This is a genomic window from Phocaeicola fibrisolvens, assembly GCF_025567125.1.
Taxonomy (GTDB): Bacteria; Bacteroidota; Bacteroidia; order Bacteroidales; family Bacteroidaceae; genus Phocaeicola; species Phocaeicola fibrisolvens.
Window position 1 is genome coordinate 1 of record NZ_JAOQJI010000070.1, and the last position, 12,518, is coordinate 12,518.

Below are 12,518 nucleotides of genomic sequence, written 5' to 3' on the forward strand. Positions count from 1 at the left end.
TAGACATCCGCCTCTACCCGTTGCAGGCAAAGATACCCGTCACGCACCTCCCAGAAAGCGGTATATCCGCTATAATTGCCCGTGGACCGACTGACATTTTCCGGAAGCAAATCTCCCATCCGCCTGCACAGCAGGGAATCGTAGTCTATGGGCTTTGCCATCAAGACCCATTCTTCTCCTTCCAGGCGAATCACATCGCCCGATTGCCCTGTGGCCTTAAGCGGCAGCACGGCAAGCCACAGCAGGATACACAGCACCATCTTTTTCATACGCATCTGACTATAAGGAAAATCTTGTCCTGAAAGATACGAAAAAGAAACGGTTTTTCAAAGCTGTGGAAAGAATTGGCCAAACGCCTCTTCGTTTTCCCGGAAACATCCTTCTGATGTGTACGTCTCTCTTCCCGGAAACGTATGTTTCCCGAGGCAGAAACGTACGTTTTACGGCAGGGAAACATACGTTTTCCTTGTGGGAAACATAGAAAACACCTTGAAGAATTCCTCACTCCTTCAAGGCGTTTCCAGCTTATCCGTACCATGAATAGAAACCTTTTAGTAACCGAAAGGAACCCAACAAGGACTCGTAAACAAAAGCCTGTGTACAAAAAACAATACTTGCAAGATGGATGAAAAACATTTGGCCTTCAAAAAAGAAATAAATAATTTAGGGGCGAATGATTGAGTGTCAAAATGACAGAATTAATGATTCCCATAAACTTGATAGAAAACAACTACCTAAAATGACTATTATATGAAAATGGATGCATTTAACACATATATGTCCAACATACCCACTGACTTTTTTAAAAGCTTATGCCTAAAATATGGAAGCGCATATACCTATAAAAAAGGGGAATATATCTCTAAAGAAGGAGAGATATTTCCTTATTGGGGATATATAGAATCAGGTATTATAAAATACACTTGCTACAACGTGACAGAAAAAAAAGAATATAATACAGGATTTTCCTTTGCAGGCGAATTTATGGCTGATTATCCCGCATGTCTTTATAATATCAAGTCTGAGATTTCCATACAGGCTTTGACAGCTTGCAGAATATATATTTGCCATTCTGAAAGGCTGAAAGAAGAATTTGAGAGAAGCATGGAAAGTCAATATATTGCACGTATCGCAGCAGAACAAATGTGCTTTCAAACCTATTCAAGATATGCCGATTTTTACAGGCTGACCCCAGAAGAACGGTACAGACAACTTATCAAAAGAAGCCCGGATTTACTTCAACTCATTTCCGTAAAAGAAGTTTCATCTTACTTGAGAATAACACCTACCCACATGAGCAGAATAAGAAAAATGGTAAGTTTTGACAAGTAATTCTCAACATTTGTTGAGATTTTGGTTTGTAGTCTGCAATAGAATCAGGTATTTTGTTCTTCATAAATACTTTATAGTACCTTTATGTACTAAAAAACAATAGTTGTATGAAGACAAAGAATTTATTTGGAATACTGATGCTGTTCCTTTGTGTATTTAGCTTTTATAGCTGTAAAGATGATGATCAAATACCACAGTTTGAATTTACACCGGAATCATTAAATCAAACGGTTTGGAAAGGGAATATAGCTGATCCAACCTATAATGGTGAAGTGGGTATAAATTTTGAGACTAAAGAAACAGGAGTAATAAATTGCGTAGATCCACAAAATCCGGAATATACTATGGTGGAAGGTTTCACGTATGAGGTAAAAGGGAAATACATTTATTTCAAGAACTCTATTATACTTAAAAGCCAACCATGGAGTTTGATAGAAATATCTAAAAACAAAATGATACTCAAATACAATCTGGTTGATATAAAACCTCAATATCAGTCCACATTGGAACTTACAAGAATTGATTAGTTAATCTGACAAGAAAAGCGGCAAGAAATTACTTTGTCGCTTTTTTATTCCAATTCCTATTTAAAATCAAATGCGTCTATCAAGACATTATCCTTAATAAAAAGCTCATGGGTACTTTAGGTTATATAAATGATATGATGCGGAGGGACAAAGAAAACCGAGAACTTCGCAAATTAAATAGGGATAGAATTAAAAAACATTAATAAGTGCCTTGTTTTTATTGTGCTGGATTTTATATCAATGTTTTTTTTGTTATACAAAAGTACGAATAAAAAGTGATAAACAGAAAAATGTAGCAAAGTTATTGGCAGATAGGCGTTTTAGGAAGATGGCTTGAAAAAATGAAAGACAGAAAAAGCAATGAAAAAGCCAAGTTAGGACATCGCAGCGTTACCAATTCGTGACCATGCCCAAAACAGGTTATGATGAGGTTGGAAGAATATAGAAAACACTAACTTCCAGTGAGTTACTAACAACTCACGCAAGAAAATGCGGCGTGAACGAGAATTGCAGTATTCCTCAATGATTTGCGTAGCAACGAAGGATTCTTCACGAACTAAATTTGAAACCAAAAAAATTTTAGAACGATGAAGAGTACATTTTCAGTTATCTTCTACCTGAAAAGACAGGCAGTGAAGAAAGACGGTACAGTACCGGTTATGGGACGTATCACAGTGGACGGAACGCAGACGCAATTCAGCAGCAAACTTTCGGTCGATCCCAAATTGTGGGACACGAAAGGCGGACGTGTCACGGGAAGAAGTTCAGCCGCACTTGAAACAAACCGCCTGCTTGACAAGATGCGTGTGAGCATCAACAGGCACTATCAGGAAATCATGGAGCGTGACAATTTTGTGACGGCTGAAAAAGTGAAGAATGCCTTTCTCGGACTGGAACACCGCTGCCATACACTGATGCAGGTGTTCCGCCAGCACAACGAGGATTATGCAAAACAGGTGGAAGCCGGCATGAAAGCCAAAGCCACGCTTTCAAAATATCTGGTCGTTTACAAGCACCTGCAAGAGTTCCTGAATATCCGATACCATGTGAAGGATATTGCCCTGAAGGAACTTACTCCGGCATTTATCTCCGATTTTGAAATGTTTCTCCGCACGGACAAGCACTGCTGTACCAATACGGTCTGGCTTTATGTGTGTCCGTTACGGACAATGGTGTTCATTGCCATTAACAATGAATGGCTGACACGCGACCCGTTCCGTGAATATGAAATCAAGAAAGAGGAAACGACAAGAGGGTTTCTCACGAAAGAGGAAATCCGTATGCTGATGGACGGCAAACTGAAAAACGCCAAACAGGAGCTTTACCGTGACCTGTATCTGTTCTGTGCGTTCACGGGGTTGTCATTCTCCGATATGCGCAATCTGCGTGAGGAAAATATCCGTACATACTTCGACAACCATGAGTGGATAAACATCAACCGCCAGAAGACGGGCGTGGAATCGAATATCCGCCTGCTGGACCTGCCCCGAAGAATCATAGAAAAATACCGCGGACTGTGTGAGGACGGAAGGATATTCCCTGTCCCCCATTACATGACCTGCCTGTATGGAATACGTGCCGTAGCCAAACGGTGCGGTATCACGAAACACCTTACATGGCACCAGAGAAGACATATCATTTCTTTTTACTCATTGAAAACAAGAAACTTACAAAGATTATCAGCTTAACAGGTAACGATATGGAAACCAGCGGGCTTCTATATTCTACAATGTTCTGCACTAATCAAAAGAACGCTTCTCTCATTTGCAAAAGTAGTGTTTTTATCCCTTATTACCAAAGTTATTCCTCTGAAAAATAGAGAAAATTTAGCGTTACGTATAAAGCACTTCCAAAACATTCTCTGCCAAAGCTGAATCATAAATACGTATGGCATTGTTTTCATCTGTGTTGTAACCAAGATAGTTAATATTGCCATACCATATCAGGGATTTGTCAATGATTGCAACGTCAATAGCCAATGTGTCATTAATCCTAATACTTGCTCCTATGCCTTTTAGCTTTTCCTCTTTTTCCAAATTACTTTTGATAAAAGCGACAACTTCCACACCCCGCGTCGATAGTTCTTTTAGCATCTCAAGTACGGAAGAGTGCTTGGCAAACCAAAGTTTTGTAGCGGAAATGACAACCGAACGCTTTGCCTGGTGTAAATCCTTGAAAAATTCACTTTGGTATGTATGTCCATTAAAAATAACGCTTTGACTTTCGTTGAACAAGTCTATTGGCGCGTTTGACTTAATCTGATAACCGACAGATGCATATCCTCTCAATCTACGCTTGTACATCACATCACACATCGACACGCGAATGTCGATGTAATCGTAAATCTGAACTTCTTTCTTACCCGGATATTCCCGATGCAGCCGTCCGGAATATTGCGCGATGATACCTTTCCATGAGACAGGCAATGCCAAGAACAAGGTGTCCAACCGGGGATAGTCGAAACCCTCACCCACATATTTCCCGGTTGCTACTATAACAAGCGGTTCCGATAGTGGCATGTTTTGCAAGTATTCCATTTTCTGACGCTTCTCCTTTGCCGATTCGGAACCGACAAGAGTAACCACATGTTTACAGTGTGGTATTAACGCGTTTGCCAATGTTTTGACATGGGCGGTAAGGTTGGTCAGTACAATTGGTGAACGTCCTTCTTTCAGAGCCACGCATACATCCTCTATTATAAGTCCGTTCCTATTTTCATCTTCAGCCATTTTCTGAACCATCCGGGCATAAGTGGACTTATCATCCGTCAACTCCCTATAAGAAGTAAAGCGATGAACAAGCAGACGTGTGAATGTCTGGGATGCCATTTGAGCTTTTGCGTCTGCCGAATAACGGATTGGGCCGCATTGCATGAAGATGATAGGCTGATGTCCGTCCTTGCGGATTGAGGTGGCTGTCAATCCATATACATAGCGAGCGTTGGCATACTTCAGTATCCGTTCAAAATTTACCGCTGACACATGATGGCATTCGTCCACAATCAACATTCCGTAATCCCGGACAAAAGGTTTTACCCCACTGTCTTCCAAGCAGGATTGCATCAAGGCTATGTCTATTTTTCCATGCAGTGAATTTCCATTGGAATCCAATGTTCCGAATGGCGAAAAGACTTTCCTACGACCACGTTTCTTAAGAAGGGCATCTTCCGTAAAGTCTATTTGCAGGAATTCTTCCAAGCGGGATTTCCATTGGGCCAGCAAGGCTTTTGTGTGTACACGTATCAACGTGTTTACTTGCCGCTCAGCAATCAAACCGATCGCCGTAACCGTCTTGCCAAATGCGGTGGTGGCATTCAATACTCCGTTGTTATGGGCAGTCAAGTTGGTTATGGCCGCTTTCTGTTCTTCACGAAGCTTGCCTTTAAACTCTACAGTTATATTCTTCCCTTGGTAGGTCTTGTCTTCTATACGATAAGTTACTTGGTTATCTTCCAAAAGTGTAACGACCGCATCTTCACATCCACGAGGCATTGCAATGTAATCGTCTTCCATATCGGCACAAGAGATGATGCGAGGAATATTGTAAGTGGACAATCGCATACCTTGTCTGGCATAAAACTCCGGATTTTTGAATGACGCGGTTCGTTTTAGGTGGTTCACGACCTTTGCAGAAAATCCCTGTAAGGGGATATACAGCATATTGGAGCGTATGAGGACGGGATTGGCAGGGAAATCATTTTGAGTAATCTTTTGAGGCACAGGTGTCTCCCAAGGTTTCGACTCGCTGGTAGTAGACAACTCGCCCAATTCCGAAGCCGTTTCATGTTTTGCCAATATTGCGTCAACCGCCACTTCGGATATCCGTTTTATTTCAAGCAAATAATTCCATTGGTCTTCGTATGCCATGAAGTTTTCGTCCACAAACACGCTGTTCCCTTCCTTGCGGGCTTTGCCTTGCAGTGGCAACGCCACCAAATTGCCGAATCCTCCATCAGGCAACCTGTCCTGATTAGGAAAGAAACGGTCGTATGATTTGAAGTCCATCCTTCCGTATCTTTCTGTCGCTTCCGTCAATATCGTATTTCCAAGCCTTCGTGCCTTGGATGCAGGCAACGGCTGTTCAAAGAACATCCAAACATGTGCGCCGTTCCCGGAACGGGAGCGTTCAATGGAGCAAGGAACATTCCAATCCTTGCAGACCCCGACATACGCCAACACATCTTTCTTGTATCCATGTTCGCATGACTTGTCATCAAAATCCGCGCACAGGAAGTTACACGTATTGTCGGCAAGAATGGCATAGGCACCGATTACATCCTGCCCGTCCGAACTCTTCCCTTCAAGATGTCGATAGATATCCTCATACTCCAAGGGCTTGAAAGCCCTGTTGGGGCATTCCGTACATTTATATCTTTTCTTGTCACACAATTGCCTATCCCATTCGTTCCGACATACAGGCTGGTAGCCGGATTTTCCGCTTGTCCGGCTGTACCATCTCCGCGCGAATACATCCTCACGTCCTTTGAAGAGATTGCGGAACACATCCACTTTTTCTTCCAAAGACAAATGTCGCTTTATAATGGGTTGTGTCAAGTGAGTACCTTTGCTGCAGAGCAAAGACTGTAGTCTGTCTACCTCCTTATGAAGAAGCTCATTTTCCATAAGAAGTTTGTTGTATGCCGCCAGTTCTTGGTATGTAAGCTGTTTTCCCATATCATTCAAAGCAACGGTGTCATATATAAAGGTAGGTACACAATGCCATCTTCTGTTTTCACATCCTTGTCGTGAAGCACGTAGGGTGTGGATAACTGGGAGCCATACTTGGCTATGCACTTTCTCAATGAATTCAGTGTGTAACGTTGCCCGGACTTCACCTCTATGGGGGAAATATTATGCCTGCTGGTCGTTACAGGTTTGGCTATCAGGAAATCAATCTCCATGCGGTCATCTGCCGATGTCCGTGAACTGTTGCTGAAGAAATAAAGTTTGTGTCCTGCCGCACGAAGCATCTGCGCTACGATGTTCTCCACCAGCATACCTTCGTTCACTTCCAGCTTGTCAAACATCAGCTTCCGATAAAGGTCTGCACTTACTATTCCCCGCTCGTCGAAAGCATGGCTGATGAGCAGTCCGGTATCGCCCATGTAGCATTTCAGCGTGGTGCGTTCTTCATTCAGTTTCAGCCCGATACTAGGCTCCGTTGAGTTATAACAGCAGTTAATGATTTTGGCGTCACTTAACCAAAAGAAAGCCTGCGAATAGTCACGCATACGGGCTTCGCTCTGCAAGGCGGACAAAACAAACTTCTTTTCATGTTTCTGCAACTGTCCCGGTATTTCCTCAAAAATAGCGGCAACTTTGGTTTCCTGATTGTCTGCATATTTGTGAATGTCATTGCGATAAAGAGCCAATATGTCACGCTTCACCTCATCTACCTTTTCAAAATCCCGCGTTTCCACATATTTGGCGACAGCCTGCGGCATACCCCCGACAATCAAGTATTGCCGGAAATAATCCATTGCCCGGCGGTGGAAAGCCTCCATAGGAAGACGTTTGTCAAACCGCATCTGTATGTAAGGCATCAGCATCTCGTCTCCCATAGCCCACAAAAATTCCTCAAAGTCCATCGGAAACATTTCGATGGCGTGTTCTTCGGAAGGCAGCATAATGTCCTTGACATTCTTCTTAATCGAAATCAGTGAACCCGTCTCAATGTAATCATAACGTCGGTCCGCCACCAAATGCTTGATGGCTGCACGGGCACGAGGACAAAACTGTACTTCATCGAATATGACTAAAGAACGGGCTTCTTCGTCTTTCGTTTGACGTGGAGTAAGCTTCCGCCTGAAGTAAAGCTCCAAATTCATGAAAAGCATGTCGAGGTCATCCAAATAAAGGTTGAAAAACTCCATCACTTGCGGATTTACCTTACTGAAATCCACCAAAATGTAAGACGCATATTCCTTACGTGCGAATTCTTCCACGATATAGCTTTTTCCTATACGTCTGGCTCCTTCTATCAGAAGGGCGGTATCACCTTTATGGTTCTTCTTCCATTCCAACAGTTTATCGTATATCTTTCTTCTCATAATTCACGCATTCATCTTTATTTTTACATTGACATTTCACATATTCAAGGTTATTGCGCTTGCAAAAATACACTTTTTCTTGGATTGTAAAGAACTTTAGGATGTTTTTATTCCAATCTGTAGTTTGACATTGGTATATCGCCACATTGAAAAGCGAATACATTGTGCCACCGATTTACATCATCCAAACTTTACCCCCTCTAAATCTGCACCCCATTGCTGAAACCTCTATTTGATGTTTCGCTGTTGTAAACCAGTACGACAGTAAACCTGCACAACAGTACAACAGCAAATCAGCGTTCCATTGAAACTATGTTGTTTCCTGTCTGTATAGAATTGCTTTCTTGATTATCCGTTTTTGTTCATCATCGTTTTTGCAAACCATTGGTTCGATGCACTTATGAACAAGCGAGGAAGTGTTTGCCTAAAATTGCATTTCCCTATTGGTCTGAGGCGGATTTTGGCTGCAATTGGCACAGATTGGCATCGAAATGACGCTATGGTCTGCACTTTGGGAAAGTGAAAATCCAGCTTTCGTTCCCTGCGTTCTCAAATAAGGTTCGGACTTACAACCGACCTTATTCCCGTTCTTATTTTGGGCAGCATAGGCATCGGGAAACGATGCTTTGAGAGCCAGAATATCAGCACAAATTCCAATCCGTTTGCTGGCGGATTGTTGCTTTCACGAGAAAGCAGCAAGGTGTCCTTCGAGTTACCCGAAGGCTTTTCGGTTACTGCCGAAAAGTGGCAGCAGCAAGGTATGTTTTGAGTTACTCAAAACCTTGCGAGTTACTCTCGCAAGCCTTGCCGCCGAGTTGCCTCTCCGAAGTCGGGCAACCTGTTTCTGACCTGCGGCAATCGTGCCTTATTCCTTGTACTTGATGCCGTATTGTTTCATCTTGCCGTATAGTGTGGTGTGCCCGATGCCGAGCAGTTCAGCAGCCAGCGAGCGGTTGCCGTCCGCCTGTTTCAGAGCACGGATTATCTGCCTCTTTTCCATTTCCACGTTCTTCAAGGACAAGGATGCTTCTCCCGACAGCAGAGGTTCTTCAAAATTCAGTTTGTCAGCCGTTATCACATCCCCGTCGGTGAACAGCACCGCCGAACGTACAGTTCCTTTCAGTTCTCTCACATTGCCGCTCCACGGATGGGCGAGCATCCTCTTCCTTGCCTCCGCGTCAAAGCCTTTCACCTGTTTGCCGAACTCCTTGTTGGCAAGTTCACGGAAGAACTCCGCAAGCGGCATGATGTCCTCACAGCACTCACGCAACGGCGGTATGTTCAACGTGTATTCCTTTATCCTGTGGAACAAGTCCTGACGGAAACGCTTTTCGGCGATTGCAGACTGCATATCCTCGTTGGTGGCGGCTATGATGCGCACGTCTGCTGCCTTTTCCTTGTTGCCGCCTATGGGTCTATACCGTTTGGTTTCCAATGCCCGGAGCATCATCTGTTGTACTTCGGCTGGCAGGTTGCCTATCTCGTCAAGGAACAGCGTACCTCCGTCGGCTTCCTCCCAATAACCTTTCTGTTTGGCATCCGCACCTGTAAACGCTCCTTTCTCATGTCCGAACAGTGCGGACGCAGCAAGCTCTTTCGACAGTAAGCCGCAGTCTACAGCGACAAAAGGCTTGCCTGCCCGTTTGCTCATTGTATGTATTTTCTCGGCAATGTGCTCCTTTCCCGTTCCGTTCTCGCCCAGCACCAACACGCTCATGTTGGTTGGTGCGACCAATTTTATCTTGTGGTCTATTTCACGGAAAGCCGCACTCTGCCGCTCGTGAATGGGCGTTTCGTGCCGTTCTGTCCTTTTCTGTAAGGTTTTCAGGAGAGGAAAGAGATTGTCTTCAATTAGCTTCTTCGGGATATAATCCTCCGCACCCGACTTCATCGACCGGACGGCGGTTGGCACTTCGTCATAGTCCGTCATGATGATGTAGGGATTGCGTTTCCCTTGTTTGCGAAGTTCATCCAACAGCAAGATGCCGTCACCGTCGTTCAGGCGCAGGTCGGCGAGCACAATATCGTCCTCGCACATCTTGGCGAACAGTTTGTGTGCCCCGTTGCAAGTGGACGCACTGACGGCTTGGAAACCTTTGCTTTTCAACAGCCTGCATACATAGCCGGAGAAAGTGAGGTTGTCTTCCACAACAATTATTCTTCCCATCGTTTCGCTTCCTTTCTTGCCAAGTCCACAATCATTTTACCTTGTGCCAATACAGCATTAACTGCATGTGTTATCTCTCCGTCCGTTGGACTATCGCTGTGAATTACGGCATATAATTCCTGCAACGGCTGTTCCGCTTTCATCAGCATCCATGAACTTCTGAGGTGGTGTACCCAGCCATCCAATGCCTCCATGTTTTTCTCTTTCGCCGCGTTCTGCACTTCATCCATTTCTTTCTCCGTTTCCGTTACCAACCGTTCCAATGTATGTCGCCTGTCGCCAAAGGTGAGTAAAGCCGAGAAGTCGAGCAGTTGTCTATGCTCTTTATTGGCATATTGGCTTACTACATTCAGTAGTTCGGCAATGGAGAACGGTTTACCGAGCATGGCGGTGAACCCTGCCGATTTCAGTTCTTCCTCCGTGATGAACCCTGCCGCCGTTACAACCACAATTGGAATCGTGCGTGAGTTGCCGATGTCGGATGTGCGTAAGAGTTCCAGCACTTCGTAACCATTCATGTCAGGCATCTTCAAATCGGTTATTAGGATGTCATAATCCTTTCCGCGCATTTTATCCGTCAATTCTTCTACCGTCAGGCAAGTATCACAACTTATGCCGTTCTGTACAAGCATATCCCGTATCATGCTGAGCGTCACAAGGTCATTGTCTATCACCATTACGCTGTAATTTGAAATAATGTCTTGCACCTGTTCTTTCTTCCCGTCAGATTCTGTTTCTTCGGTTTTCGGCAATGGAAGAACAACGGTGAACTTGCTGCCTTTATCCTTTACGCTTTCCACCGATATACGTCCGTTCATCAGTTCCACAAGCTGTTTCACGATGGGAAGTCCCAACCCGAAGCCGTCCTGCGTGGCGGCATTGCCCAGCCGCTCGAAAGGCTTGAATATCCGTTCCTTTTGTTCTTCGCTGATGCCCGTACCCGTATCCTCCACCGTCAGCGTAAAAACACCGCCCTTGTATCTGGTTGCCAGAGCAATAGTGCCGTTGTCCGTGAATTTGATGGCATTGGAAAGCAGGTTGCCGCCTATGCTCAAAATACGGTTCTTGTCGCCGTCCACTACTTCATTCGCATAGTTACAAACGGTCAAGGTCAAATGCTTTGACTTTGCTTGCATGGTAAACTCCGTTTCAAGAGTATCCGCTATCAGGTTTAGCCTGAATGGTTTGGATAGGATTGTCACTTTCCTGCTGTCCAACCTGAAATAGTCCAAGAGGCTGTTCAGCATGGATGCCATGCGTCCTGCCGAAGTCTTTATTGTTTCCGCATGGCGCACTCGGCTATCCTTGTTGTCATCGTTCAGCAAAAGTTCGGCGTTGCCGCTGATGGCGGTCAAAGGTGTACGCAGTTCATGGCTTACGTTCTGTATGAGGTTGCGCCGCAAGCGTAGAAGTTCCTCGTTCTTGGCGTTGCTCTCCTGCAATTTGCCGATAAGCTTTTCACGCTTTTTCTTTTCGTCCGCGTTGCGTTTCAGTTCCCTATGGATGGTGAGATAGGACAGGAACAGCAGGATGATGGCTGCCGATATGGTAGCGGTGAACAGCCTGACGGATAGGCTTTGCGCCTCCGCCATCTTCCGCTCTTTCTGTATGAACGCCCCCAATGCCTGCCTGTCAAGGTCGCTGACAAGACGGTTCAGTTGGGTGTTCAATGTCCGGTTACGTATGCGAAGGCTGTCGGTGTAGGCATCCATCTCCGTCGCCTGTTTCCGTTGCAGGGCAATCAAGCTGTCGCCAAACTCGTGCAACTCTTGGGCTGAGGGAAGTACTTGTACGGTCTTTTTGCCGCCGAAGAAACCTGCGATGCCCTTTTTCTTCTGCTGTACGGTGCGCAGACTGGTCGCACGTTTCGCCACTTCGGGCAGGTGGTTCACCAAAATACTGTCGGCTTCTTCCTGCCGTTCAAATACCGACATGATATGCCGCAGATGTTCCTCCTTGCTTGCCAGTAGAGAGCGAAGAGTGTCTATCTGCGCTGGATACACATATGCTGCACAATGGAACTTCAATGCTTGTAACAGACTATCTGTACACAGACGTTGGATACGGTAATGACTACAGTCTGTTCTGTTCCAATCAATGACACTCTCTCCCAACATGGTAAGCCGAGTGATATATCGATGGACATTGTGAATATCACGTATAGCTTGCTGTACTTCGCTGTTTTGTAAATCAATTTCTGATATTCGATGTCGTTCACGTACCAGAATTGATGCCATAAAGCCGATAAGTACAATTAAGATAAAATATCCTACTAACACTTTATACCGTAAATTCATTTAAGAATCTATCATTTTAAAGAGGCTGTCTCAAATTGAAATATAATTTGAGATGGCCTTTTTTGTGCCTGCAAAAAAATCGGGCAAGCCCAAACTTCGCTCAGTCAGGACTTGCCCGTCTCCCTAATTTTTCGTATCTTTAGGGA

At 44.6% G+C, this 12,518-nt stretch carries 6 protein-coding genes and 2 pseudogenes; 3 read left to right on the plus strand and 5 right to left on the minus strand.

Annotation, left to right across the window (positions count from 1 at the left end; genetic code table 11):
• Window positions 1-269: pseudogene (locus tag OCV81_RS16705) on the minus strand (carboxypeptidase regulatory-like domain-containing protein); the annotation flags it as partial.
• 481 nt (window positions 270-750) lie between these two features.
• On the opposite strand from OCV81_RS16705, the gene OCV81_RS16710 reads away from it, so the two are divergent.
• From OCV81_RS16710 to OCV81_RS16720, 3 genes and pseudogenes are all read left to right on the plus strand, one after another.
• Window positions 751-1,332, plus strand: a complete 582-nt coding sequence (locus OCV81_RS16710; protein WP_262640486.1) for a Crp/Fnr family transcriptional regulator — start codon at window positions 751-753, stop codon at window positions 1,330-1,332.
• 107 nt (window positions 1,333-1,439) lie between these two features.
• Window positions 1,440-1,859, plus strand: coding sequence for a hypothetical protein (locus OCV81_RS16715; RefSeq protein ID WP_148331003.1), 420 nt, complete (start codon window positions 1,440-1,442; stop codon window positions 1,857-1,859).
• A gap of 587 nt (window positions 1,860-2,446) precedes the next feature.
• A pseudogene (locus OCV81_RS16720) lies at window positions 2,447-3,493 on the plus strand (site-specific integrase); the annotation flags it as partial.
• Between the two features lie 198 nt (window positions 3,494-3,691).
• Here the strand turns inward: OCV81_RS16720 and OCV81_RS16725 are convergent.
• From OCV81_RS16725 to OCV81_RS16740, 4 genes are all read right to left on the minus strand, one after another.
• Complete coding sequence (locus tag OCV81_RS16725; protein WP_262640488.1) at window positions 3,692-6,481, minus strand: TOTE conflict system archaeo-eukaryotic primase domain-containing protein; 2,790 nt, start codon at window positions 6,479-6,481, stop codon at window positions 3,692-3,694.
• A gap of 56 nt (window positions 6,482-6,537) precedes the next feature.
• On the minus strand, window positions 6,538-7,908 hold the full coding sequence (locus tag OCV81_RS16730) for an ATP-binding protein (protein ID WP_072531751.1): 1,371 nt from the start codon (window positions 7,906-7,908) through the stop codon (window positions 6,538-6,540).
• Between the two features lie 865 nt (window positions 7,909-8,773).
• Complete coding sequence (locus OCV81_RS16735) at window positions 8,774-10,075, minus strand: sigma-54-dependent transcriptional regulator (protein ID WP_148331005.1); 1,302 nt, start codon at window positions 10,073-10,075, stop codon at window positions 8,774-8,776.
• The gene (locus tag OCV81_RS16740; protein WP_262640491.1) at window positions 10,063-12,312 is read right to left on the minus strand and encodes a hybrid sensor histidine kinase/response regulator; all 2,250 of its coding nucleotides are present in this window, start codon (window positions 12,310-12,312) and stop codon (window positions 10,063-10,065) included. The genes OCV81_RS16735 and OCV81_RS16740 overlap by 13 nt, the downstream gene beginning before the upstream one ends.
• Window positions 12,313-12,518: the final 206 nt, after the last annotated feature.